Here is a 25,813-nt window from a genome sequence, read left to right on the forward strand (position 1 = left end):
CAACGCAATTAATTAGTTAATCACACGTTGCACTGAATATATATCAGGTGTTTGTTTAATACGTTCCACTACTTTATGCAAATGCGAAATATTTGAAATCGAAATCGTTAAATGGATCGTTGCCATTTTATCTCGATCAACACGACCACTCACTGCTAAAATATTCGTTTTCGTTTCGCTTACAATTTGCATAATTTCATTTAAAATGCCTGGTCTATCGAAGGCTGAAACTTCAATATCAACAGGGTATTCTTTTTTCTCAGGCGTAAGTCCGCGTTCCCATTCAACTTCTATCAAGCGCTCCTGCTCATCATCAACTTGAATATTAGGGCAGTCTGCACGGTGCACTGAAACACCTCTACCTTTCGTAATGAAACCTACAATATCATCTCCTGGAACTGGCGTACAGCAACGCGAAAGTCGAATAAGCATATTGTCGATATCTTTTACGATAACACCCGATTCCGTACGTTTTTGTGGAATAGGGTTTTTCATTTTTTGCTCAATTTTCTCGAGCGCCTCTTCCTGTTCACGCTCTTTGCGTCGTTTTTCCGCTAAACGATTAACAACTTGCTGTGCTGTAATACCATTCACACCAACAGCGGCATATAAATCTTCTTCATTTGTATAGTTAAATTTTTCACAAACGCGCTTTAAATTTTCCGCTGACATTGTTTCTTTTATGTCAAAACCTTGTGCACGGATTTCCTTTTCTATCATCTCTTTTCCTTTGATGATATTTTCCTCTCGAAGATGACGTTTGAAAAACTGCTTTATTTTATTTTTCGCCTGTGAGGATTGGGCTATTTTTAGCCAATCTCGACTCGGACCAAATGATTGCTTAGAAGTTAAAATTTCAATAATATCTCCCGTTTTCAACGGTGTATCAAGTGGTACCATTTTACCATTGATTTTCGCGCCAATTGTACGATTCCCAACTTCTGAGTGCACACGGTATGCGAAGTCGATAGGTACAGAGCCTGCTGGTAATTCAATGACATCTCCTTCTGGAGTAAATACATAAACCATATCAGAAAACAAATCAAATTTTAACGATTCCATAAATTCTTCAGCATTAGAAGATTCGTTTTGGAATTCTAAAATTTCTCGGAACCACGTTAATTTTTGGTCGACATTTTGTTTTTCATTATCAACTTTTTTACCTTCCTTATACGCCCAATGCGCAGCAATCCCGTACTCGGCAATTTTATGCATTTCCTTCGTACGAATTTGAACTTCTAATGGGTCACCATAAGGACCAATGACTGTTGTATGCAGTGATTGATATAGGTTTTGTTTTGGCATTGCAATATAATCTTTAAAGCGTCCAGGCATTGGCTTCCATAATGTATGCACAATCCCAAGTACGGCATAGCAATCTTTAATACTATCGACAAGTACACGAATGGCTAATAAATCATAAATTTCGTTGAATTGTTTTTTTTGTAACACCATTTTACGATATATACTGTAAATATGTTTCGGACGACCATATATATCGGCTTCAATTTCAACATCTGTAAGCTGTGATTTCATCTCAGTCATAACATTGTCGAGATATGCTTCACGCTCATCACGTTTTTTCTTCATAAGACTGACAATGCGATAATATTGTTGTGGATTTAAATAACGAAGTGCTGTATCCTCAAGCTCCCATTTAACAGTCGAAATCCCTAAACGGTGCGCAAGTGGTGCAAAAATTTCAAGCGTCTCTTTAGAAATACGGCGTTGTTTTTCTGCTGGCAAATGTTTTAACGTGCGCATATTATGTAGACGGTCTGCCAGTTTAATCAAAATGACACGAATATCCTGCGCCATAGCTACAAACATTTTTCGATGATTTTCTGCTTGTTGCGCTTCTTTCGATAAATATTTAATTTTCCCAAGCTTTGTTACACCGTCTACAAGTATTGCTACCTCTTCGCCGAATTCACGAACTAAATCGTCGCGCGTAAAATCCGTATCCTCGACAACATCATGTAAAAAACCAGCCGCAACTGTTTCAGGATCCATTTGTAATTCAGCTAAAATACCAGCTACTTGCACCGGGTGAATAATATACGGTTCACCTGAGCTTCGGAATTGCTCTATATGGGCATCCCTTGCTAATTCATATGCTTTTTTCACGAATGCGACATTTTCATCATTCATGTAGGATTTGACTAACTCAAAAACGTCCTCAGGAGTCAAAATTTGCTCTTTCGCCATAACATGTCCACCTTGCTCGTCAAATTTTTCAGATTAGATATAAATTCAATTGTATAAAATATTATGGGCTATTGTAAAGTAACTGTGTCATTTTGTTTAGTTAATCTCGTGAACAATGAAAAAAATGGAAAAAACATTATCCAAAATGAATAAAAAGACCCTTTGCGAATTTATTATTTCGCAAAGAGTCTCTCTTCTTATATTAATTGATTAGCCTAATTTATTATACGCTACAGCAATTTTCGCACCAACTACTGCATTATTTTTCACTAATGCAATATTGGCATCAAGGCTTTTACCTTCTGTTAGTTCTTTCACTTTTCCAAGTAAGAATGGTGTCACGTTTTTACCTTGAATACCGTTTTCTTCCGCTTCAACTAGAGCTTTTTCAATGATTTCTGTAATGAATGAGTGCTCAAGTGCTTCAGCCTCAGGAATTGGATTAGCAATCACAGCTCCACCTTTTAAGCCTAATTGCCATTTTGCACGTAGCATTTCTGCCACTTCCTCTGGTGTATCAATCTTGAAGTTAACATCAAAACCGCTTTGACGTGTATAGAATGCTGGTAGCTCATCTGTACCATATCCAACGACTGGTACACCTTTTGTTTCAAGATATTCTAAAGTTAAACCAATATCTAAAATTGACTTAGCACCCGCACAAATTACAGCTACATTTGTTTGTGCTAATTCTTCTAAGTCTGCTGAAATATCCATTGTTGTTTCAGCACCACGGTGTACACCACCGATACCGCCTGTTACGAAAATTTCAATGCCAGCTAGCTCTGCACAAATCATTGTTGCCGCTACAGTTGTCGCACCTAATTTTTTTGTTGCTAATAAATACCCTAGGTCACGACGAGATGTTTTAGCTACACCTTGTGCATTACCGAACATTTCAAGCTCTTCATCTGATAAACCAATTTTAATTTTACCGTCGATTAATGCAATAGTTGCTGGTACAGCACCATTATCACGAATAATTTGTTCCACTTCACGTGCTGTTTGTACATTTTGTGGATATGGCATTCCGTGAGAAATAATTGTTGATTCTAATGCTACGATTGGTAAACCTTGTGCTTGTCCTGCTTTTACTTCTTCTGATAATACGATGAATTCTTTCATGTTGTTATTCCTCCATTTCACTTTTTAACAAATCAACTGATAGCTCAGGTCTTACTGTATATGGAGATGCAAGCGTATTTTTGGCATTCGTTAAGCCTGCATCAATACATGTTGCAAAGGTTTGCCCAGTAAGCCAGCTATGGATCACGGCACTGACAAAGGCATCCCCCGCACCTGTTACATCTTCGATTTTTTCTATAGCCTTAGCTGAGAAATGACTTGGCTTCGTTGTAGTAGAAGCTGCATACACCCCATTACTACCAGCTGTAATAATTACATGCTCAGCACCTAGTTTAAGAAGTTGCTGTAAAGCTTTTTCATAATGTGCAGCGCCTTCAATTGCATGACCGATAATTGTTTCTGCTTCATCTGTGTTACAAATAAACCATGTTACACCTTGCAACGTATCCGGCAGTCGATTCATTTTTGGCGAAGACACAGGTACGATGACAAACGGAATTTCGCGGGCAATCGACACCTGCTGAATGTAAGCTACTGTTTCCTTTGGACAGTTTAAATCCATAATAAAGCAGCCTGCATTCATCAACATGGCCTCATGTTTTTTTAGCAAACTTGGCAACAGTAGTTCATATACTTCCATGTTTGCCACCGCTAATGCTAGCTCGCCCTGCTCATCCATAATCGCAGTATAGGAACCAGTCGAAGCATCAGGGAGCTGCTCCACATAACGTAAATTCATAAATGGCTCCGAAGCTTCTTGGATCACTTGCCAATCCGCATCTTTGCCGGCAGTAGTCAGTAATGTAACCTGATGATTTAATCTGCCTAAGTTTTCAGCAATGTTTCGACCAACACCACCTACACTAAATGAAGAGCTAGCAGGATTGGATGTACCGAACTGTACGTTCCCCTTTACATGAAATTTTCGATCAAGATTGGCTCCACCGATACAAACAATTTCATTTTCTTCAGGTAAAATATACGCACGACCGACAATTTTCCCCTGCTTCGTTAAGCTCGACACTAAATTAGCAAGGACTGGACGAGATAGATTCATCTTATCTGCCATCTCTTGCTGAGACATAAACGGATTCTGGCGAATTAATGCAAGGACTGCCTGTTCTCTTTCATTCATAGCATCACCTTTTATTATATTTGTTTATATTATAAACTTTTGTTTGAGTGATGTCAAAAATTTTTTATACAAAAAAGTTGAAGCCGATATGTTAAGGGCTTCAACTCCAACTATTACTTCAATGAAATTTGATGTCTTATTAAAAAAATATGTCTTTTCGGCAAAAACGAGAGGTTGAAAATGTTTTTTGCGCAAAAGCAAAGCGGCGGAAATTCGGGTTTTCGTGGCGCTCCTTGATTGGTTAGCGACGCATTTTTATGTTTTGGCGGCGTTCCTTGCTTAGTTAGCGGCGCATTTTTATGTTTTGGCGGCGTTCCTTGCTTAGTTAGCGGCGCATTTTTATGTTTTAGCGGCGTTCCTTGCTTAGTTAGCGGCGAATTCCATCTGTGCGAAAGCGAAACGACAACGGAAACAAAATCGGTGGAACGGCTCGATGTTCCAAAATGCCGATCGCTGATAAAATGCCCGAAATCGCTGATAACAACATGAAAATCGCTGATAAAATGCCGAAATCGCTGATAACAACATGAAAACTCGATAATCAACTCCACGTTATGATGTTAGCATCTTCTTTATTTAATAACTTCAAAATCGACTTTATCGCTAAATGATAAGCATTCCATTTTCATTATATTTTCTCAATAGTTTTTATCAATTAACAAATTCACGCACAAAAAAAGCGCCACAAGGATGTGACGCTTTTTGCTTTCTTTACTAGAAACGTTATTAATATTCAATAAGTGTTTTTATGTTAATGTCGCCAATTTTTGCACGACCGTTTAGCTCTGTTAACTCGATAAGGAAGGCACAGCCAACAACCTGACCACCTAATTGTTCAACTAAACGCACTGTTGCTTCAATTGTACCACCAGTTGCAAGTAAGTCATCACAGATTAATACTTTTTGACCTGGTTTAATCGCATCTTTGTGCATTGTTAACGTATCTTTACCATACTCAAGACCGTAGTCAGCACTTATTACTTCACGTGGTAATTTTCCTGGTTTACGAACAGGTGCAAAACCAATTTCAAGCGCATAAGCAACCGGGCATCCGATAATGAAGCCGCGAGCCTCTGGACCTACTACAATTTCAGCACCTAGTTCTTTTGCGTAATCTACGATTTGATCAGTTGCATATTTGTATGCAGGACCGTTATCCATAATTGTTGTAATATCTTTAAAACTGATGCCCTCTTTTGGCCAGTTTTCAACCGTTGTTACGTATTGCTTTAAATCCATGTTATTGCTCCTCCTACGAAACCTATTTCGTATATTAATGTAATCGTTCATCAAACCATTGTTTTAATTCTATATAAGGGGCATATACTAGCTTTTGCTCCATTTCAATCTGTTCTGAACGCTGTTTGTAAGACGGTGCCTCTGTGAGTGCTTGTTTTGGGGCATTCACGTTGACAGTCGTCAGTCCACTCTCCATTTTAACAAAATCAAGCTCAAAAAACACCTGTGTCATAAATTTTAATGCATCTAATGGCCAACCTGTATGCTTCGCTAAATCATCCAAATGCTTATTTAATGGAAAAGCAGGTCGATTTTTTAGAAACTTATAGTACCAAGAGAATTGCTCACGCGTTGGTAATCCATTGAAATACTGTGAATCCGGCATGTAAAAGTGTGCATAGATACGGGAAGGTGTTGTTTTCTGTAGTACATTTTCTAACATTCGAACATTTTGTGGCAAATCTAATAGTACGATATACTGGCTTTGATTTACATTTGAAAGCGTAGAATCAACTGCTAGAATCGGTACACCAATAAGTGACTGATAATAGGTAATCGTTTCTGGACGAAAGGCGATAAACGTTGCCTCTTCCTTTGGTACAGTATTTAACCAACGTGATGTTTGACGTATACCACGAATGTCAAATAATTGCCACTCTGTCGTTTGAACATCTTCTATCATAAATTGTGCCTTTTTACGTCCCTGCCATTCATTAATTTGTAAATCCCCTGTGAATGACACTTTTATTCCAAATGTTAGCTCGTCGTGTAGATGGCCCTTATTAAAACCGACACTATCTAATTTTTCATAGCCATCAGTTAGTTCCATTTTAATATGATTTTCAGCTGCTCCAATTTTACGCATGGAGGCGATTTCTACATCTTCAAGGACATAAACAGGCTTCGGAAAATCTGTACCAAATGGACCAAGTGTAGAAATCTCTTCAATCGCGTCTGCTGAGATTTCATCCATTTTTAGTGGTATATCAATATTAAGTACAGGTGTCAAATGCTCTTCTGATAAACAAGCCCTTGCTTGCGTATCTAAACGGGATCTCAATTCATCCACATGGTCAAGGGATAAGGTCATGCCGGCTGCCATAGGATGCCCACCAAAATGAGGTAATATATCGCGATTCTTCGCTAGTTCATTATACAAATGAAATCCTTCAATACTACGAGCAGAGCCTTTAGCTGTCCCTTTTTCATAATCTAGCGCTAATACAATTGTTGGTCGATAATATAACTCGACTAGACGAGATGCAACAATCCCAACTACTCCAGCATTCCAACCCTCTCCAGCAACAACTAAAACGAGTGATTCCCCAATTTTTTTGTCAGATTCAATGAGAGCAATCGCCTCATCTGTGATACTCTTTACAATATCTTTACGCTCGCTATTACATGCATTCAACTGTTTTGCTAATGCTATTGCCTTAGCATTATCCTCAGCCATTAATAGCTCTACACCCGGTGCTGCTTCTCCAAGTCGACCAACTGCATTTAAACGCGGTCCAAAATAAAAACCGATAGTTTCTTCGTTAATTTTAATTTGTTCTGCACTTGCCACTTCACACATTGCCTGTATCCAAGGGCTAAGTGATCGGCGCATTTCTTCTATTCCTCGTTTTACAAGGTAGCGGTTTTCATCAACTAATGGCACTAAATCCGCTACTGTTCCAACAGCAACAAATTCAATTAAGTGTGTTGGAAGTTCCCCGTATAGAGCGTGCGCTAACTTAAACGCTACACCCACACCTGCAAGCTCGCCAAATGGATAATGTCCTTCCGGTATACGCGGATGTAAAATTATATCTGCTGATGGTAGCTCATCACCCGGCTCATGATGATCTGTGACGATCACATCCATCCCTAGTTCCTTCGCTACACGAATCGGTTCAATACCTGAAATACCATTATCCACTGTAATAATTAGCTGAACACCTTCGTCATGTGCTTCGCGAAATAGCGCTTCATGTGGCCCATAGCCGTGAATAAATCGATTCGGTATTTTAAACGACACATCGGCACCTAGATCAAGCAGCACATTGAGCATTACTGTCGTGCTTGTGACACCATCCGCATCGTAATCTCCATAAATTAGGATTTTTTCTCCGTTTTCAAGTGCTTGCTCAATACGTGCCACAGCTTCTGCCATGCCATGCATTAAAAACGGATCATGAATACTTGCTTCTGTCATATTTAATAAGCTCTCTGCATGAGCAGTTGTTTCACAGCCTCGCGCTGCTAAAATTTTCGCTGCAATCGCAGAAAGTTGTAGGTCATTTTGTAATGTTTGTACAAGCATTGCGTCTGGACGCTCTACCTGCCATCTTTTTTTCGATAGAATCATCTTTTCACTTCCTTACGAAGGCTATTATACCGAAAATCTAGCTTGTCCGCACTATCCATCAGATTGATAGTTTTTCCCTTCCGATTCTAAATCCAATCCGTCATCAATACCTTTCTAACCGACTTACAAAAAAAAGCCTACTCCATTAAAGAGTAGACTTCTCAAGGTCACCTTTTGAAGCGGACACTAATGCCTCCACCTTCGTTAAATTACCTTCATGTAAAGCTGTTACAATCGCGCTGCCAACGATGACACCATCACCAAGCACCCCCATGCTTACCACCTGCTCAGGAGTCGATATTCCAAAGCCTGCAAGCACAGGTATATGACTAACTTCACGCAAGTGTGCAAAATGCCCCTTTAAATCATGAGCAAAGTTTGTGCGAGCCCCTGTAATTCCGTTTACTGTCACAGCATAGACAAAGCCTTGACTAGCAGCGGCAATACGTGCAATTCGTTCTGGAGGACTTGTTAACGATACAAGCTGGACAATATCGATACCATAAGGATTTAATGTTTCACGTAAAATGGTACTTTCCTCTAGTGGTACATCAGGGACGATTAACCCTTTGACGCCCCCCGCTACACAGGCTTCAGCAAATGCCTCTAACCCATAAGCTAAAACAGGATTAAAATAAGTCATAACAACTAATGGAACATGAATTTCTTCTTTAAATGAAGCAAGTGTTTCGAAAACTTTACGTAAAGTTACGCCAGCCGCTAAAGCTCGTTCTCCTGCCTGCTCTATTGTCGGACCGTCCGCAACAGGATCAGTGAATGGAATACCCACTTCGATCGCCGTTACATCCATTTGCTGCAGCTGCAGGATCGTTGGCTTCAAAGTCTCCAGCCCCCCATCACCTGCCATAATGTATGGTATAAATGCTTTATTACCAGTGACTGTCGTTTGTTCGATTGCTTGCTGTAATGTTGCCATTATCTATCTCCTCCTAACGCTTTACGGACAGTATGAACATCCTTATCTCCTCGGCCTGATAAACATACAACAATGATGTCATCTGTAGACATTGTTTTTGCGAGTTTTGCTGTATAGGCAATAGCATGAGAACTTTCTAGCGCCGGTAGTATACCTTCTGTTCTACTTAGTAACTGCAAGCCCTCAAGCGCTTCACTATCTGTAATTGACTGAAATTTAGCACGCCCAATATCATGTAAATAACAATGCTCAGGACCCTTCCCCGGATAATCTAGTCCTGCTGAAATAGAATGTGCCTCCTGCACAAAGCCATTTTCATCTTGTAATAAATACATGTATGCACCGTGTAAAACTCCTAGCTGTCCACCAGCAATTGCCGCTGCATGCTTCCCTGTCTCAATGCCACTTCCCGCAGCCTCTACTCCATATAGCGCCACAGTCTCATCGTCGACAAAAGGATGAAACATACCGATTGCATTACTGCCACCACCTATACAGGCTACGACTGCATCTGGTAAACGTCCTTCCTTTTCTAAAATTTGCTTTCTAGTTTCTTCACCAATTACACGCTGGAAATCCCTTACGATTTTTGGGAACGGATGGGGACCTAACGCTGATCCCAAAATATAATGAGTGTCCTCAACATTTGTTACCCAGTAGCGAAGAGCTGCATTGACTGCATCCTTCAATGTTTTTGATCCTGTTTCTACAGACTCCACTTTTGTTCCAAGCAATTCCATGCGAAACACATTTAACTGCTGGCGCTCTATATCCTCGGCCCCCATAAAGACGACACATTCAAGATTTAGTAATGCACAAGCAGTAGCCGTTGCTACCCCGTGTTGCCCTGCACCTGTTTCAGCCACAATTTTCTTTTTACCCATTCGTTTTGCAAGAAGCGCTTGACCAATCGCATTATTTATCTTATGGGCTCCAGTGTGATTTAAATCTTCACGCTTTAAATAAATCTTTGCTCCGTCAAGCTCTTTTGTTAAATTTTCAGCGTAGTACAATGGTGTTTCACGACCAACGTATTGTTGTAAATAATAGGTAAGCTCATCTGTGAATAATGGATCTTTCATTGCCTCATCATAAGCTGTCTCTAGTCCTAACAAAGCTGTCATTAATGTTTCTGGAACATATTGTCCACCAAATTTTCCGTAACGACCTTCCTTCGAAGGAACACTATTTGCAATTGAATTCCCCATTATGCTCTTCCCTTCTTGACTGCGTGAATAAATGCATTAATTTTTGTTAAATCTTTTACACCGTCTGTCTCCACACCACTCGAAACATCTACCATATATGGCGACACAAGTGACACTGCCTCTTCAATATTCTCAACCTTTAAACCACCAGCTAACATTAACTTATCTTGCGGAATCCCTACCAATTCAAGAAGGTTCCAATCAAACGTATGACCACTACCTCCTTTAAAATCCGTCCCTGGAGCATCGAATAAGTAATAGTCCACATCATAATTAGCAGCTACCTGAACATCTTCAGCACAACGTACGGACAATGCTTTGATTGCTGGATAGCCTTGTTCATGAATAAAATCTGGTGTTTCCTCCCCGTGATATTGCACGTAATCTAAAGGGACGCTCTCCACTGCAGTTCTTAATTCTTGTGCGCTTGGATTGACAAAAACACCGATTTTTAAAATCCCTGCTGGCACATGTTTTGCTAATTGCTGAGCTTGTTCAATTGTCACTTGACGCTTACTAGGAGCAAAGACAAAACCAATTGCATCCGCTCCTGCCTTTATAGCTGCTTGCACATGGTGTTGTTCCTGCAGTCCACAAATCTTTACCTTTGTCATACAGTTGCTCCCACCTTATTTACCTGTAAACTTTGTAAAGCAGCTCCAACATCACCACTACGCATTAATGCTTCACCGACAAGTACACCACTAGCTCCCATAGATGCCACTGCTTTCGCATCTTCTTGTGTCCAAATACCGCTTTCACTGATTAATACCCGCTCCTCTTTGAACGGGAAAGCCTCAGCAATTTCACGAGTCCGTTCTAAGCTCACCTCAAAAGTGCGTAAATCTCGGTTATTGACGCCAATTAGCTTAGCTCCTACTGCAATAGCACGTTCAAGCTCCTCAAGGTCATGCACTTCAACTAACACCTCTAAATCCAAGCTTTTTGCATAGCTATACAAGTCACGTAATGCCTCATCTGTTAACGCAGCTACAATTAATAAAATAATAGATGCACCTGATGCCTTAGCAAATCGAATTTGCACACGATCAATTATAAAATCCTTACAAAGAAGTGGCGTTTGAACTGCATTCGCAACTGCTTCCAAATCATCAAAGGAGCCTTTAAAAAACTTTTTATCTGTTAAAATAGAAATTGCCGCTGCCCCTGCTTGTGCATAAATTTTTGCTTGTGCAACTGGATCTGCTCCTTCTGCAATTAGCCCCTTTGAAGGTGAAGCACGTTTCATTTCTGAAATAACCTGCAATGTTTCAGCTTTTCGCAATAGCTCAAATAGTAATGGACGCGGTTTTTCTATAAAATTTGCTAATGGATCGGGCTGTTCAAGTAAAGCACTAACTTCGATTTTTTTTTGTTTGAGAATTTTATTTAAAATATTCATTGTTGGACCTCCACTTCTTTAATGTTCTCACTATAAGCAACGACTGCCTCTAATTTTCGGCGTGCACGCCCGCTAAAAATACTATCCTTCGCCATTTCTACACCCTCTTTAACAGTTTCAGCAACACCATAGCTGAACAGCCCTATACCAACATTCAACAAAACTGTATCAAAGTAAGCACTTTGTTCTCCGGCTAATAATTTACGCATAATAGCAGCATTTTCATCTGCATTGCCTCCTCGAATAGCCTCTAACGGTGCATAACTAAGACCTGCATCCTCTGCGGTTAATGAAAATGGAATTAAGTCTCCCTTATCTACTAAGACAAACGTATTTTGACCTGCTAATGACGCCTCATCTAAACCTTGAGGCCCTGAAACGACCATTGCACGTTTCCGCCCAAGCATTTGTAAGACGGAGGCATATTCCATGACAAAATTAGGACGATTAATGCCCGTAAATTGTGTTGATAAAGGCACTGGATTTGTAAGTGGACCGACGAGATTAAAGATAGTTGGCTTGCCTAGTGCTCGACGAACCTCTCCAATTCTCTTTAATTTCGGATGCACATTTGGAGCATATAAAAAAGCAATCCCTTCTTTCTCTAACAGATCAACAGTTTGTTCAATGGCAATATTCGTATGAATCCCAAGTGCTTCTAAAACATCCGCGCTTCCCGATGCTGAAGAAATTTTACGATTTCCGTGCTTCGCCATTTTGACACCAGCCCCGGCTAGTACAAAGGCGGAAGCAGTGCTAATATTAAATGTATTGAGCCCATCGCCACCAGTACCGCAATTATCCATATATACGCCCGCTTTTGCTGGTACATCTAGTGCAAACGAACGCATAATAGTTGCTAATGCCGCTACTTCATGTGCAGTCTCACCTTTCACTGATAATGCCGTTAAAAAGCTTGCGATTTCTTCCTTTGGTGTATCATCATGGAAGATCCATTTTGCTGCCTGTAGCATTTCCTCATACATTAAATGCTCTCGCTGTTGTACTTTTTGACGAATATCTTCCATTACTAGTGACCTCCTGCTTTTTCAACTAATTGTAAAAACCCCTGTTCGTCCTCTTCTACTTGTTTTAAAACTTCCTTAACATTTGTGTATTTGGTTACCATTACAGCTGACTGCATATGCATCGTTTCATTTTCAAAGACAATGGATTTCCCTAGTAAAGCAAAATCAAGATGACCGTTAAAACCAATAAATCCGATAGCTCCTCTTAATATCTCAACGGTTTGACGATATTTCTTTGGAAGCCCTGTTGATGGTAAGGATGGTAACGTCGCAGCTAATACATCCAAAGCATGAAGCATCGGTAAAATTTGACCCTCGACTCTCGATGTCATGTGTAATGAATGCTTTGAACGCTCAATTCTCATCTCCTCAATGACTTGAATGGAATCTCGGAAGCACACGGACTGAAGCTCCTGTTGAACAGCAGATACAAGTACAGCATGTGACTTCCTAATATCTGTGTTGTTATATAGCTTTCGTTCATTTTCCAAATCTTCACTTTTTACGGAACCTCTAGGAAATGACCCCTCTGTTGGTGTTGCAATTACACGCTCATCTTGTACTCGAATTAGACTTTCGGGAGATGTTCCCAAAACAATATGATCCTCAAATTCTACATAATACATATAGGGAGCAGGATGTTTTTTACGCAATTGACGATATAAAGTGAAAGCATCCCCTTGTAAATTCGCTAACAAACGCTGTGACAGTACGACCCTTGTAATATCTTTATCCAAGGAAGCTTTGATAGATGTAAGGGTTGTCGCAAATTGTTCATTCGTTGTCGTTTCGAGCGGCTGATAACTACATGTTTTATCCTCATCCTCTCTGCCCTTTAACAGTTGCTCAGCCAGCTCCTCTAAATTTGGTTCTTTCTTTTCTGCATCAATATTCGTATGAATTAATGTAACTTCGTCTGTTATATGATCAAACACAATGACTGTCTCATACACATGGAAGTGCACTTCTGGTAACTGCACTTTATCCTGCGCAGTAGTTAATACCGACGTTGCCCTCTTACCAACAAAGCCTACAGCTCCACCGGAAAACGGGAATTGTGTCGTATTGGAGATACGTGGCATTAATCTCTTCAGTAAGACGAAAAGGTCGCCTTTATGCGTATACGTTTTTCCAGTCTTATATGAATATTCCTGAATCTCATCTCCAAAGCCTATATATGTTTTTCTTGGATTCGCACCGATAAAAGAAAAGCGTCCTGCTCCCTCATGCTGTGCCGAACTCTCTAGCAAAAATTTGTAATTGCCTTGTAAGCGTCTAAAAATTAAAATCGGCGTTAAAGAATCAGCATTAATGGTTTTCATTGTTGTTCTTGAACTCGTCGATAACATAATTATCAAGCTCCTTCTTTAATATTCCTAAATAGAATGTAAGACTTTTAAAGGTTTAGCCGCTGAATAGACGTTTGTTGAATAAAAGGCCCTACTTCAAATGTGGAGCGAGGCACAATGTAGCTTTCTCAATCTTTCATGCACCTGCCTTTCCGCCGACTGACTATCAAAGCTCCTCAGTTTGTTGCCACAAACACTATTAGGTCTTAACTTGCCGTTTTTCGACAGGAGACTCTGAGAAAAAATAAAAAAAGTCCTCTGCAAAAAGGATTTTTCCTAATTGCAGAGGACGATCATGACCGCGTTGCCACCTCATATTAGAGCATATTTGCTCTCCCTTATGTGCTCAACCTTAGTTCGCCAGTTAAATTGACGTATCTTTTGGGTTAATGGCAAAAGATTTATCTAAGTGGAAGCACCTCCCTATAACGTGGGGAATCCGTTCGCTATCATCAATTTCGCCTTAGCGTAATTGCATCCTGATTAAGCGACTCTCATAAGTCCATTCACATAAGCTACAAATCAGTTTGCACCATCCACTGACTCTCTAAATTGCACACTTATGCTACTACTCTTATTCAACAATTTCTCAGCTATTCTCATCTAAACTCAGCTCATCTGTTCTAAGGCTGATCTCGCTCCCGAGACCTCCTAGCCTGTACCGAACAAAAAGTTAGCCTTATTTTATGCCATACTAGTAAAATTGTCAATTAATTCAGATAAAAATTGAGAATGTTAGAAAAATTCCATCGCTAACTACAGGAAAATTTAACCTTACTATTTTATGTAAAAGGGGATTAAAACTGCCTACTTTTGAGTATTTTTCAAGTATTGACCTAAAAAAAATATCAAGTTATATTAACTTTAGAACTTGGATTCTCTAATACAATTAAAGAAAGTAGGAACGAATATGTCCGTTCGTAAAAAACTAAATATTGGTTTTATTTCACTCACTTTTTTCCTTTTAGTGTCAAGTATTATTTCATTTATTCAATTTAAGTCGGTTGAAGGAGATATAGTAGAGGTACTTGATCACAGAATCGTGCAAATCCGATTAACAGAGAAAATACGACAGGAGCTTGCCTCACAAGGGCTATTTTTAAACGCTTATATTCTAAGTAATAAGGATGAAGAGACAAAAGAAACTTTAGATTATTATGAAAAAGTATTGCCCGAAACGATTAATGAACTTTCAGGCATTGTTCGTTCCGATTACACAAAAGATATTATGAAGCAAGTAACTGAATTACAGAAAGATTTACAAACAAGCTCTGATAAAGCTAGACAAGCATTCAATAATGGAAATACAGATTTAGCATTGTCATACATAAATAAAGAAGTTTCAAAAATCAGTGATGAAATTTACTTTCTAACTAGTGATTTATTAGATTATCATGATAAAAATCTTGAACAAGTCAAAACAAGTGTTGTTCAAACAGTTGCACGAGCTATTATTATTTCGATTGTCTTACTTTTTTTAAGTGCAATCGTTGGTTTTTATTTTATGCATTTTGTAAAAACTTCTATCACCACACCGCTTCTTAAAGTGATTGACGCAGCCGATACATTAGCAAAAGGCGATTTAACGATTGCTCAACTTGAACATAACGCTAAAGATGAAATTGGTACACTTGCAGTAGCAGTAAATAAATTAAAACAAAACTTATCTGTATTAATAAAAAATGTTCAGGACAACGCTATACATTTATCTGCTGCGTCTGAAGAGCTTTCCGCAAGCACAGAAGAAGTGACAGCAACTTCAAATGACATTACACATCGTGTACAAGATACGACAAATCATTTATCTTCAGCTGCTAGTGTCTCTCAGCAAAGTGCGATCGCTATGGATGAAACAGCTGCTGGTGTACAACGAATTGCTGAAGCTACACAAACTTTGCATCACAATGCCATGAATATGACACAACTTGCCCATACAGGAGGCAAAACGATTTCAACGGCTAAAGAACAGATGGATACAATTTCAGAGACTACTACTCAAATTGCCGATTTAACGCAGAAACTAAGTAAGCAATCTGAAGAAATTGGACAAATTACAAAAGTGATTACTACGATTACTGAACAAACAAATTTACTAGCACTGAATGCTGCCATCGAAGCAGCACGAGCTGGTGAGCATGGCAAAGGCTTCGCGGTTGTAGCAGATGAGGTACGAAAGCTTGCAGAGGAATCACATCAATCTGCTGGTCAAATTGTCGCTCTCACAAATGAAATTCAAACGGATACACGTAATGTGGCAGCTGCTGTTGATGCAGGATTAGCATCTGTCCAGGATGGCGTAGCGAAAATTCACGAAGCAGGAGATGCATTCTATTCCATTACAGAATCTGTTCAAACATTTACCGATCAAATCGAGGATATTTCAGCCACTTCCGAACAGATTTCAGCAAGTGCTGAAGAAGTAGCTGCCTCTGTAACAGAAATTGCAAATGGCTCGAGCGTTTCAGCGAGTAATGCACAAATCATCGCTGAAGCAGTAGATGAGCAGGCAGCAACCATGCAGCAAGTTAATGAGGTAGCGGAGGAGTTAAGCAGCAACGCTCAGCAGCTGCAGTCTTTACTACAACAATTTAAACTTTAATAGACCATTACAAAAGAAACTGTTGCTTTTCCGAAGAAAGCAAACAGTTTCTTTTTTTGTATTAAAAAGGTTCTGCATTAAATGTTGTGGATGAAGTAATCCGTCTGTTCAACTCTTCTATCCGTCACTTTGCCTTTTCTATCCGTCGCCTCGCCTTTTCTATCCGTCCATTTCAGCTCTTCATTCCCTCTCTATTATTTTCCATAAAAAAACAGGGAAAGAAATATTTCCTTCCCTGTTTCGTATTATAAGCTGATGTTAAACAGTAGGTTCATCAGTTCCCCATTGTTTTTTCTCTTTTTTGTGGATTTGTCCATCTGATTTTTTCATTTCACGAACTTTTAATGAATACCAGATTTGTGCAGCGATACATATTGAAGAATACATACCTGTGATCAAACCAACTAATAACGCAATTGAGAAGTTTTGAATCGATGGTGCACCTAGAATAAGAAGTGCCACTGTAACGATAATAACCGTTAACACCGTGTTAACAGATCGACCCATCGTTTGACGAAGTGATTTGTTAACGATATCCGCTAATACTTCGCGGTCCTTAATTATATCATATCGATTTAAGTTTTCACGCATTCGGTCAAATGTAACAATCGTATCATTAATAGAGTAACCGACAATCGTCAGTACAGCAGCAATGAACGTAATATCGACTTCTAAGCGCATAAAGCTAAATACAGCAACAATCAAGAATACGTCATGTATTAACGAGGCGATTGCCCCAACACCCATGCGCCACTCGAAACGAATTGCTACATAGATAATGATACCGATAGCCGCAATTGCTAATGCTTTTATCGCACTTTTCACAAGCTCTTTACCAACAGTTGGTGATACTGTACTTACACCAGGTTCAGAACCATATTTTTCGCCTGCTTCTTTTTTAATTTTTAAAACTTCTGCTTGCGATAGGTCCTCTTTATAACGGATAACCGCAGAGGTACTCTTTTCACCTGTAAGAACGATATCATCAGATGAGAAGCCGATACTATCAAGATATTTAGATACTTCTTCTTTAGTCAACGTATGGTCTGCTTCAATTTGTACACGAGTACCATTTGAGAAATCAATACCAAGGTTTAAGCGGAACATACCAAGGACCACTAAACCAGCCACTAAAATAGCTAATGAGAATGTATAGAATTTCTTACGGTTGTGCACAAAATCAAAACGATCAAATTTCGTTGATAAATCTAATGTATTGATATTTTCATCCAAGCTATGCTGTTTAGATTTCGCAATACCAAACCATGCTGGACTGTTGAAATATCCACTGTTGACAAGTAGTCCTAATAGTACTCGAGACCCCCAAACAGCTGTTAGGAAGCTGAGTAAAATACTGATAATTAAAGTTGTTGCAAACCCTTTAACTGAACTTGTCCCGAATTGGAATAGTACAGCTGCTGCTAATAATGTCGTTAGCTGTGCATCGATAATCGCTGATAGGGACTGCTTCGAACCAATTTGGAATGCTTGTTTCACCGAATAACCGACACGTAGTTCCTCACGAATACGTTCTGCAGCTAGAATATTAGCATCTACCGCCATCCCTATACCAAGCACAATTGCCGCAATACCTGGAAGTGTTAACACTGCATTAATCCAGCCAAACACAACTAATACTAGGAAAGTGAAAATAGAAAGTGTAATGATGGAAATAAAGCCAGGTAAACGATAGTAGAATAGCATAAATAAGAAGATAATGACTACGCCAACAATACCTGCGAAGACTGTACTCTTCAATGCTTCATCACCGAATTGTGCACCAACTGAAGTAGAATACATTTCTGTAAGCTTTACAGGAAGTGCCCCAGCATTTAAAATACCTGATAAATTTTTTGTTTCGTCAACTGAGAAGTTACCGCTAATCATTACATCAGTTGTATTTAATGTTTGAGTAACTTGTGCAGCCGATGCATAACGAGGCTTCGCTTTTTGTGACTCAGCTTTATATGAATCCACACCCTCTTCAAAGTCTAACCATATAACGAGTAAGTTTTCACCTGGTGGTTTCGCCGCAATCTTACTTGTAACATCAGCAAATTTTTTCGCATCCTTTAATGTTAGCGATACAATTGGACGATTTTGCTGATCAAATGAATCTTTAGCGCCACCTGGCTTTAAGTCATTACCATCTAGTAATATATTGTCATCTACATCACGAATTGTTAAATTCGCAGAAGTCGACAATAATTTACGTGCGGATTCCTGATCTTCGACACCAGCTAATTGCACACGAATACGGTTGTTGTCTTCAACCTGAATGCTCGGTTCACTTACCCCGATCGCATTTACACGTTCTTCAAGTGCAGTTGCAGTCGCTGTCATAACATCCTGTGTTATTTTTTGTCCTTCTTTTAATTCTGTAACCTCATAAAGAACCTCAAACCCGCCTTGTAAGTCAAGACCAAGCTTAATGTCCTTTAAGACGCCGCCTACAGTCGTACCAATGGTTGCTGTAAAGATCACCAAAAGCAGTACGAATGCAACTATACGACTTTTTAGTTTCATTTATAAATCCTCCTCGAATAGGTGTAAGAGCGTTCTTACACTACAAACAAGTATAATTGCAATTCCTTTTGAAACGTTTATTCCCCCTTTTCCTATAGAATAATGTAGCCTGTGCTTCAAAAGGATTACTCTACTTATTTCAATCGTTCATAACGCGCAAATTTATCCCTGTATGAATAGGTGTTAAGCCTCCAACTTCAGTTAAGAATCATAAGGAGGGTTTTCAGTAAAATTATTTTTACAAATAAAAAAAGCGCAACACACTCATTATGAAACACGTTGCGCTCGGTGTCAATTCAACACTTTTAGTATTCTATTATTATTTGACAAATTTCACATAGACTTCTCAAATTTTAACCGGCCCAAGCAGCATTTTTAACTCTTCCGTATTCAATTCTGTAAACCAATCATTACTTTGTAAAAATTCTACTTGATTAAATGAGACAATATCAGACGGTGATATCGCAAAAATAGTGGCGATAATTTCATGTAAACGTAATTGCTCAATATTTTTTTTGCGCCATTTTTTCTCCACACAATAGCGCCATAGTTCTTCAGCGGTAATCGCATCGTATTGATAATATTTACACTCTTCTATCTTACTATCAATTGCAGGACGAATTTTTTCAAATAGTTGCTCATGTTGGATACTCATTTTGAATCATCTCCAATCAAAGTTGTATCGTAAGCCATGTTTGCATACAAATAGTGTAAATGAATTTTTGCGGCTTGAGAAGGGACGGATGGCATGAGTTCTTTTGTACGAGGTACACTATTTTTAATGTTTGTAATTTTTTTATCGAAACTCTTCGGCTTCTTTTATAGAATGCAATTTATGCGTATCGCTGGTGAAGAGGCAGTCGGCATTTATATGACCGTCTATCCAGCGTTCATTTTCTTCATCTCACTCATTCAACTTGGACTACCTATCGCTGTGGCAAAAATTGTAGCAGAATTACTAGCTAAAAACAAACGTGAAAGCATCTTTGGTGTGATGCGTACGGCTATTCTTTGGTCATTTATTGGAATGATCATCTTTATGCCGATTGTTGCACTTACAATACCATATATATCGACTACACTTTTACATAATGAACAAACAACATTCACGCTATGGATTGCACTTTTTGCTGTGCCAGTGTCAGTTGGCTCTGGGTTATTACGTGCTTATTTACAAGGCATCGCAAAAATTACACCTACAGCTTGGGCTCAAATGATTGAACAATTTATCCGCATTTGTTTTATCACATTTTCGCTTCCTTTAGTGGCTGCCTATAATAATGCTGCCGTTACAGCAGCTTCTGCCATGGGGATTACGCTTCTAGCTGAAGTCGTTGCTTTCTTGTATTTATGGTTGCATTATACTGTCTCAAAGAAAAAATTATTGACACGAAAAAGCAAAATCGAAGCTTATCCTGCCTCCCCGATGTTACGAATTGCCCTTCCTTCTGCAGGAAGCAAGCTATTCGGATCTTTTACTTGGTTTTTAGAGCCCATAATTTTTTTAAAAGCTTTAACAATGGCTGGATTAACTGCTTCAGCAGCGACAATTTTATATGGGGTTATTTCAGGTGTATTAGTCCCTCTATTATTATTCCCAGCTTTTGTGTCTGTAGCACTTTCGATAGTCCTTATACCGGCTGTTAGTGACGCTGTTGCCCGTCAACATATACCGCTCCTACAGGAACGTATTTCTGTATCATTACGACTATCTTCCTTGGTAGGCTGTGTTGCCGCTACGTACTTTTTCGTTCATGGCGATGAATTAGCAGTGAAGCTCTTTCACCTAGAAGAAAATCGTGGTTATGTGAAAATATTAGCGCCTATTTTTTATTTTTATTATATTCAAAGTCCATTGCATTCGATCTTACAAGCAATTGGTGAAGCCCGTGCTGCCATGATGAACTCCATTTACGGTGGTCTTGGAAAGCTCTTTGTCATGTTCGTACTTGCTTCTCAGCCTGGTATACAGGAAAAAGGTGCCGTTGTAGCAATTGGCTTTGGTGTTTTACTAACTTCGTTTTTGCATATCGCAACAGTAAGACAGCGCAAAAATTTACGTGCCGGCTTTAGAATGTTTGTTGTTCCATATAGTTGCTTTATTGCTGTTTGTGTTACCCAGTATTTCCTGATGCAAATGTTGCCACTACCATTCATTTTAAGTAGCTGTGTGACCTTATTTTTACTATTTACATTTTTACTATTATCCAATCAGTTACGCATTACAGACTTGCGCTACCTTCGTAAGTTGGCCAAGAAAGTTTAATTTTCTTTCAACTGAATATGCAGCCGATTATCCTCCCAAACACAAAAAAATACAGTGCGACTATCTTGAATATTATTTTTAGCGAGTTCTGCCATTAACCAATCAATATCTTTATGCAATATTTTTAAATGTCTATCCTGAATATCACCATCAGTAATAAGTGGGTAAACAAATGCCTTTTCATCTTTTTTATAAACAGAAAGATTGCCTGAAGGCTCTAAATAGGCATAAGCAATATCTGTGACAGAAGCAGTACCATTTTCGCGTAGTTGTTGACATAAATCATCTAAATTATAGCGTTGCTTGCGCATTTCACTTTCTAAAAGGACACCATCTCTTATGAGTAATACTGGATCACCATCAACTAGGTCACGGAATTTTTTACTTTTTAGTGAAAAATACGCACTTGTTATTTGAATGAAAAATAATATGATGATTGGTAAAATTACATTAAATAAAGGACTTTCAAAGTCATCAAGCGCAAACGCTGCAACTTCAGCCATTAAAATGGATACGACTAAATCTATTACAGATAATTCGCCGACCTCACGTTTACCCATTAAACGAAAAATTATTAGGATAAACACATATAAAAAGCATGTTCTAAAAATAATCATTAAATAATCTTCCATGCAGTCACCCCCCATATTATCAAGGTGACCGTGTAAGTTACTTTTTATACAAAAAGCCTGATCAAAATGGTTATTTTGACAAATCTAAATAAAATAAGTAAGGCGTTGTCCACATAAATGATGGACAACGCCTTATAAATGTTAGTTATTTACAATACGTCCGATTGCTTGACGATCAAATTTCACGCGCACATTGTCTGCGATTTTTAATGTTACAGCAGTGTCCTCAATTGAGTCGATCTCTCCGTGTAAGCCACCGATTGTAATAACTTTATCTCCACGTTGCAAATTACTCTGCATATTTTGTGTTTCCTGCTGTCTCTTTTTAGCAGGGCGGATTAAAATAAACCACATTGCAACGAACATTAGTAATATTGGTGCTAATCCAATTAGTTGTTCCATGATTCTTGCCCCCTCTCCAATTCTCACTTTTTTAGTATAGACTATTTCACCTTAAAAAAGCGATGACCAAGCCCAAAATTTTTCTATATTACTAATATTTTTTCTATAATAGACAATTTTTTGCTAGTAATATTCACAATTCACATAAATTTACATGATTTTTTTACTAAAGATTAGAAGTTCTTTGCATTTGGTCCGTTAAAACCATATTTCTCGAAAAATTCTTCTCGGAAATCGCCAAGACGATCTTCACGAATTGCCTCACGTACTTGCTCCATTAGCTTCAATAGGAAGTGTAGGTTATGGTATGTCGTTAAGCGGATACCAAACGTTTCTTCAGTACGAATTAGGTGGCGAATATACGCGCGTGAATAGTTTTTACATGTATAGCAATCACAGTTCGGATCAATCGGCCCAAAATCACGTGCATATTTTGCATTTTTAACAACTAAACGACCTTCTGAAGTCATTAATGTACCATTACGGGCAATACGTGTTGGTAGTACACAGTCAAACATATCAATACCTCGAATAGCCCCATCAATTAATGAATCCGGCGATCCTACGCCCATTAAATAGCGCGGTTTGTTCGCTGGCATCATTGGCGTAGTAAACTCTAAAACTCGGTTCATGACGTCTTTAGGCTCCCCAACAGATAGCCCTCCAATTGCATAACCTGGGAAATCTAGCTCTACTAAGGCTTCTGCAGAACGACGGCGTAAGTCCTCGTATTCTCCCCCTTGAATGATACCAAATAGACCTTGTTCTTCTGGACGGTTATGAGCTTCTTTACAACGCTTAGCCCAACGCGTTGTGCGATCTACTGATTGTAGCATATAGTCATATGTCGCAGGATAAGGTGGACATTCATCAAATGCCATCATAATATCCGAACCTAAATCATTTTGAATTTCCATTGCCTTTTCTGGACTTAAAAACAGTTTATCCCCATTCAAATGATTACGGAAGTGAACCCCTTCTTCTTCAATTTTACGGAATTGACTAAGTGAGAACACTTGGAAACCACCTGAATCTGTTAGAATTGGGCGATCCCAGTTCATAAATTTATGCAAGCCCCCTGCTTCTTTCACAATATCATTACCTGGGCGAAGCCATAAATGATACGTATTTGACAGAATAATACCTGCATTCATTTCTTTTAAGTCCTCAGGTGACATTGTTTTTACAGTTGCTTGTGTACCAACAGGCATAAATGCTGGCGTTTCAAAAGAGCCATGTGGCGTATGCACGATGCCAAGGCGTGCTCCTGTTTGTTTACAAGTATGAAGTAGCTCATAACGAATTGCTGGTTGTGTCATAAAATAAATATTCCTCTCTTATCTAAAGTAAAAACAGTACTTCGATTTTTTCTTTAGTTTATCCTTTTGGACGGATAAACATAGCATCACCAAAGCTAAAGAAGCGATATTTTTCTTCTACAGCTTGTTTATATGCACTTAAAATTGTTTCTCTTGTCGCAAGTGTGCTAACAAGCATGACAAGGGTTGATTTTGGTAAATGGAAGTTTGTTATTAAACCATCTACAACCGAAAATTCGTATCCTGGATAAATGAAAATGGACGTCCAACCTTGCTCTGCACGAACCTCGCCTCCATATTTAGAGCCGATCGTTTCCAAAGTACGGTTAGAAGTTGTCCCAACTGCTATCACCTTTCCACCATTACTCTTTACACGGTTAATAATAGATGCCGCTTCTTCCGTTACACTATAAAATTCGGCATGCATTTCGTGATTTTCAATTGAATCTACACTTACAGGACGGAAAGTTCCTAGTCCTACATGTAAAGTGATAAATACAACTTCGACCCCTTTTGCTTTAACTTGCTCTAGTAATTCTTCTGTAAAATGAAGACCTGCAGTTGGTGCTGCTGCTGAGCCACGTTCTTTAGCATAAACGGTTTGGTAACGATCCTTGTCCTCTAATTTTTCACGAATATACGGAGGCAATGGCATCTCACCAAGTTGTTCTAAAATTTCATAAAAAATCCCATTATATTTAAACTCAAATGTACGCCCACCATGATCAAGCTCTCCTGTACAAGTAGCAGTCAATAAACCATCTCCAAATGTCACAACTGTACCGACCTTTACACGTTTAGCTGGCTTAACAAGTGTTTCCCATTCATCCGTACCAGCCATTTGCTTTAATAGCAGTACCTCTATATGAGCACCTGTTTCTTCTTTAACGCCCATTAATCGCGCTGGTAAGACCCTTGTATCATTTAATACAAGACAGTCTCCTGCTTGTAGCTCCTCTAAAATATGAGCGAAATGATGATGCTCAACATTTTGTGAGCCTGGTGTCACGACCATTAATCGACTAGCTGTACGATCAATAAGTGGTGTTTGTGCTATGAGTTCCTCTGGCAATTCAAAATCAAAATCTTCTACACGCATGAAAATACTTCCTTCTTCTAGGTTTGTTGGGGATATTCATATCCAAAATGTTCGTAGGCTAAATTTGATGCCACACGTCCACGTGGCGTCCGTTGAATAAAGCCTATTTGCATCAAATACGGCTCGTACACATCCTCTATTGTTACACGTTCCTCACCAATAGATGCTGCCAACGTATCTAAGCCTACAGGGCCACCACGGAAGCGCTCAATCATATTGGTCACAAGTTTATGATCAATATGGTCAAGTCCTCTAGGATCGACTTGCAATAGCTCAAGAGCTTGCTTAGCAAGTCCCTCAGTTATCATACCATCTCCAAGCACCTGTGCATAATCTCGCACTCGTTTAAGCAGGCGATTGGCAATACGTGGTGTCCCTCGCGAGCGTCTCGCCATTTCAAGTGCTGCTACTTGTTCAATATCAACATCAAATAAGTGTGCACTACGCTCTACAATTTCTGCAAGTGAAGTATTATCATAATACTCCAATCTTAATAATACGCCAAAGCGATCCCTTAAAGGTGCTGATAATGCGCCAGCTCTTGTTGTTGCACCAACTAGTGTAAATGGCGGTAAATCAAGCCGTACAGAACGCGCTTCTGGACCTTTACCAACAACTATATCTAAACAAAAATCCTCCATGGCTGGATAAAGCACCTCTTCTATTGCACGAGGCAGGCGATGTATTTCATCGATAAATAGCACATCTCCTGGCTCCAGTGAGCTTAAAATCGCCGCCAAATCCCCAGGACGTTCGATTGCAGGACCACTAGTCATGCGCACATTAACATTCATTTCATTAGCAATGACCGCAGCTAATGTCGTTTTACCAAGTCCAGGTGGTCCATATAACAGCACATGATCTAAACTTTCCTGACGAAGCTTTGCCGCTTCAATGAAAATTTGTAAATTCTCCTTTACCTTATGCTGTCCAATGTATTGTGCTAATCTTTGTGGACGTAAAGATAATTCAAACTGTTCATCATAGCTACCCGCCTCACTAGCAATCATACGTTCAGACATGTA

The 25,813-nt window shown here is 39.1% G+C and carries 21 protein-coding genes and 1 other annotated feature; of the genes, 2 read left to right on the forward strand and 19 right to left on the reverse strand.

The window, feature by feature from the left end; all coding sequences use genetic code 11:
• Nucleotides 1-12 precede the first annotated feature (12 nt).
• The 12 genes from AB9L17_RS17475 to AB9L17_RS17530 form a co-directional block, all read right to left on the reverse strand.
• Nucleotides 13-2,208 carry a RelA/SpoT family protein gene (locus tag AB9L17_RS17475; protein WP_068983736.1) on the reverse strand — a complete coding sequence of 732 codons (2,196 nt, stop codon included), beginning with the start codon at nt 2,206-2,208 and terminating at the stop codon, nt 13-15.
• Between the two features lie 210 nt (nt 2,209-2,418).
• On the reverse strand, nt 2,419-3,333 hold the full coding sequence (locus AB9L17_RS17480; RefSeq protein WP_068983737.1) for a pseudouridine-5'-phosphate glycosidase: 915 nt from the start codon (nt 3,331-3,333) through the stop codon (nt 2,419-2,421).
• Nucleotides 3,334-3,337: 4 nt separating this feature from the next.
• Nucleotides 3,338-4,429, reverse strand: coding sequence for a carbohydrate kinase (locus AB9L17_RS17485; protein WP_068983738.1), 1,092 nt, complete (start codon nt 4,427-4,429; stop codon nt 3,338-3,340).
• Between the two features lie 113 nt (nt 4,430-4,542).
• Complete coding sequence (locus tag AB9L17_RS17490) at nt 4,543-4,980, reverse strand: hypothetical protein (RefSeq protein WP_139114383.1); 438 nt, start codon at nt 4,978-4,980, stop codon at nt 4,543-4,545.
• Between the two features lie 175 nt (nt 4,981-5,155).
• A complete protein-coding gene (locus AB9L17_RS17495) occupies nt 5,156-5,668 on the reverse strand; it encodes an adenine phosphoribosyltransferase (RefSeq protein ID WP_068983739.1) in 513 nt (170 codons plus the stop codon).
• 34 nt (nt 5,669-5,702) lie between these two features.
• On the reverse strand, nt 5,703-8,021 hold the full coding sequence (gene recJ / locus AB9L17_RS17500) for a single-stranded-DNA-specific exonuclease RecJ (protein WP_375199538.1): 2,319 nt from the start codon (nt 8,019-8,021) through the stop codon (nt 5,703-5,705).
• Nucleotides 8,022-8,166: 145 nt separating this feature from the next.
• Nucleotides 8,167-8,958 carry a tryptophan synthase subunit alpha gene (trpA, locus tag AB9L17_RS17505; RefSeq protein WP_375199539.1) on the reverse strand — a complete coding sequence of 264 codons (792 nt, stop codon included), beginning with the start codon at nt 8,956-8,958 and terminating at the stop codon, nt 8,167-8,169.
• Complete coding sequence (gene trpB, locus AB9L17_RS17510; RefSeq protein ID WP_068983742.1) at nt 8,958-10,166, reverse strand: tryptophan synthase subunit beta; 1,209 nt, start codon at nt 10,164-10,166, stop codon at nt 8,958-8,960. Before trpB ends, trpA begins: the two co-directional genes overlap by 1 nt.
• Nucleotides 10,166-10,780, reverse strand: a complete 615-nt coding sequence (locus AB9L17_RS17515; RefSeq protein ID WP_068983743.1) for a phosphoribosylanthranilate isomerase — start codon at nt 10,778-10,780, stop codon at nt 10,166-10,168. Before AB9L17_RS17515 ends, trpB begins: the two co-directional genes overlap by 1 nt.
• Nucleotides 10,777-11,568, reverse strand: a complete 792-nt coding sequence (trpC, locus tag AB9L17_RS17520; protein WP_068983744.1) for an indole-3-glycerol phosphate synthase TrpC — start codon at nt 11,566-11,568, stop codon at nt 10,777-10,779. The genes AB9L17_RS17515 and trpC overlap by 4 nt, the downstream gene beginning before the upstream one ends.
• Nucleotides 11,565-12,596, reverse strand: a complete 1,032-nt coding sequence (gene trpD, locus AB9L17_RS17525; protein ID WP_223553557.1) for an anthranilate phosphoribosyltransferase — start codon at nt 12,594-12,596, stop codon at nt 11,565-11,567. The genes trpC and trpD overlap by 4 nt, the downstream gene beginning before the upstream one ends.
• A gap of 2 nt (nt 12,597-12,598) precedes the next feature.
• Entirely contained in the window at nt 12,599-13,945 is a 1,347-nt protein-coding gene (locus tag AB9L17_RS17530) for a chorismate-binding protein (protein WP_068983746.1), read from the reverse strand.
• A gap of 282 nt (nt 13,946-14,227) precedes the next feature.
• Nucleotides 14,228-14,536, reverse strand: a binding site (T-box leader).
• Between the two features lie 319 nt (nt 14,537-14,855).
• Between AB9L17_RS17530 and AB9L17_RS17535 the strand changes: the two genes are divergently transcribed.
• The gene (locus AB9L17_RS17535) at nt 14,856-16,544 is read left to right on the forward strand and encodes a methyl-accepting chemotaxis protein (RefSeq protein ID WP_068983747.1); all 1,689 of its coding nucleotides are present in this window, start codon (nt 14,856-14,858) and stop codon (nt 16,542-16,544) included.
• Between the two features lie 258 nt (nt 16,545-16,802).
• Here the strand turns inward: AB9L17_RS17535 and secDF are convergent, their stop codons facing one another.
• Both secDF and AB9L17_RS17545 read right to left on the reverse strand, forming a co-directional pair.
• Nucleotides 16,803-19,070 (reverse strand): protein translocase subunit SecDF, encoded by a 2,268-nt coding sequence (gene secDF / locus AB9L17_RS17540; RefSeq protein WP_223553556.1) that lies wholly within the window; start codon nt 19,068-19,070, stop codon nt 16,803-16,805.
• A 346-nt stretch (nt 19,071-19,416) separates the two neighbouring features.
• Entirely contained in the window at nt 19,417-19,725 is a 309-nt protein-coding gene (locus AB9L17_RS17545) for a post-transcriptional regulator (RefSeq protein WP_068983749.1), read from the reverse strand.
• Between the two features lie 93 nt (nt 19,726-19,818).
• On the opposite strand from AB9L17_RS17545, the gene AB9L17_RS17550 reads away from it, so the two are divergent.
• Complete coding sequence (locus tag AB9L17_RS17550; RefSeq protein ID WP_068983750.1) at nt 19,819-21,336, forward strand: putative polysaccharide biosynthesis protein; 1,518 nt, start codon at nt 19,819-19,821, stop codon at nt 21,334-21,336.
• Here the strand turns inward: AB9L17_RS17550 and AB9L17_RS17555 are convergent.
• The 5 genes from AB9L17_RS17555 to ruvB form a co-directional block, all read right to left on the reverse strand.
• Entirely contained in the window at nt 21,333-21,968 is a 636-nt protein-coding gene (locus AB9L17_RS17555; protein WP_068983751.1) for a DUF421 domain-containing protein, read from the reverse strand. The two genes, AB9L17_RS17550 and AB9L17_RS17555, sit on opposite strands and share 4 nt — an antisense overlap.
• A gap of 141 nt (nt 21,969-22,109) precedes the next feature.
• Nucleotides 22,110-22,370 (reverse strand): preprotein translocase subunit YajC, encoded by a 261-nt coding sequence (gene yajC / locus AB9L17_RS17560; protein WP_068983752.1) that lies wholly within the window; start codon nt 22,368-22,370, stop codon nt 22,110-22,112.
• 173 nt (nt 22,371-22,543) lie between these two features.
• A complete protein-coding gene (gene tgt / locus AB9L17_RS17565; RefSeq protein ID WP_068983753.1) occupies nt 22,544-23,689 on the reverse strand; it encodes a tRNA guanosine(34) transglycosylase Tgt in 1,146 nt (381 codons plus the stop codon).
• A gap of 58 nt (nt 23,690-23,747) precedes the next feature.
• The gene (gene queA / locus AB9L17_RS17570; protein WP_068983754.1) at nt 23,748-24,788 is read right to left on the reverse strand and encodes a tRNA preQ1(34) S-adenosylmethionine ribosyltransferase-isomerase QueA; all 1,041 of its coding nucleotides are present in this window, start codon (nt 24,786-24,788) and stop codon (nt 23,748-23,750) included.
• A 17-nt stretch (nt 24,789-24,805) separates the two neighbouring features.
• Complete coding sequence (ruvB, locus tag AB9L17_RS17575; protein WP_068983755.1) at nt 24,806-25,810, reverse strand: Holliday junction branch migration DNA helicase RuvB; 1,005 nt, start codon at nt 25,808-25,810, stop codon at nt 24,806-24,808.
• Nucleotides 25,811-25,813: the final 3 nt, after the last annotated feature.

Origin of the sequence: Lysinibacillus sp. RS11 (assembly GCF_042019215.1) — a bacterium.
Classification (GTDB): Bacteria; Bacillota; Bacilli; order Bacillales_A; family Planococcaceae; genus Lysinibacillus; species Lysinibacillus xylanilyticus_A.

Coding starts and splice junctions, on each gene's coding strand:
- AB9L17_RS17515 (WP_068983743.1), bottom strand. CDS start 10,780: ATGACAAAGGTAAAGATTTGTGGACTGCAGGAACAACACCATGTGCAA.
- AB9L17_RS17545 (WP_068983749.1), bottom strand. CDS start 19,725: ATGAGTATCCAACATGAGCAACTATTTGAAAAAATTCGTCCTGCAATT.
- trpD (WP_223553557.1), bottom strand. CDS start 12,596: ATGGAAGATATTCGTCAAAAAGTACAACAGCGAGAGCATTTAATGTAT.
- secDF (WP_223553556.1), bottom strand. CDS start 19,070: ATGAAACTAAAAAGTCGTATAGTTGCATTCGTACTGCTTTTGGTGATC.
- yajC (WP_068983752.1), bottom strand. CDS start 22,370: ATGGAACAACTAATTGGATTAGCACCAATATTACTAATGTTCGTTGCA.
- ruvB (WP_068983755.1), bottom strand. CDS start 25,810: ATGTCTGAACGTATGATTGCTAGTGAGGCGGGTAGCTATGATGAACAG.
- AB9L17_RS17495 (WP_068983739.1), bottom strand. CDS start 5,668: ATGGATTTAAAGCAATACGTAACAACGGTTGAAAACTGGCCAAAAGAG.
- AB9L17_RS17475 (WP_068983736.1), bottom strand. CDS start 2,208: ATGGCGAAAGAGCAAATTTTGACTCCTGAGGACGTTTTTGAGTTAGTC.
- trpC (WP_068983744.1), bottom strand. CDS start 11,568: ATGAATATTTTAAATAAAATTCTCAAACAAAAAAAAATCGAAGTTAGT.
- AB9L17_RS17535 (WP_068983747.1), top strand. CDS start 14,856: ATGTCCGTTCGTAAAAAACTAAATATTGGTTTTATTTCACTCACTTTT.
- AB9L17_RS17480 (WP_068983737.1), bottom strand. CDS start 3,333: ATGAAAGAATTCATCGTATTATCAGAAGAAGTAAAAGCAGGACAAGCA.
- tgt (WP_068983753.1), bottom strand. CDS start 23,689: ATGACACAACCAGCAATTCGTTATGAGCTACTTCATACTTGTAAACAA.
- AB9L17_RS17555 (WP_068983751.1), bottom strand. CDS start 21,968: ATGGAAGATTATTTAATGATTATTTTTAGAACATGCTTTTTATATGTG.
- trpB (WP_068983742.1), bottom strand. CDS start 10,166: ATGGGGAATTCAATTGCAAATAGTGTTCCTTCGAAGGAAGGTCGTTAC.
- recJ (WP_375199538.1), bottom strand. CDS start 8,021: ATGATTCTATCGAAAAAAAGATGGCAGGTAGAGCGTCCAGACGCAATG.
- AB9L17_RS17530 (WP_068983746.1), bottom strand. CDS start 13,945: ATGTTATCGACGAGTTCAAGAACAACAATGAAAACCATTAATGCTGAT.
- AB9L17_RS17485 (WP_068983738.1), bottom strand. CDS start 4,429: ATGAATGAAAGAGAACAGGCAGTCCTTGCATTAATTCGCCAGAATCCG.
- AB9L17_RS17550 (WP_068983750.1), top strand. CDS start 19,819: ATGAGTTCTTTTGTACGAGGTACACTATTTTTAATGTTTGTAATTTTT.
- trpA (WP_375199539.1), bottom strand. CDS start 8,958: ATGGCAACATTACAGCAAGCAATCGAACAAACGACAGTCACTGGTAAT.
- queA (WP_068983754.1), bottom strand. CDS start 24,788: ATGCGTGTAGAAGATTTTGATTTTGAATTGCCAGAGGAACTCATAGCA.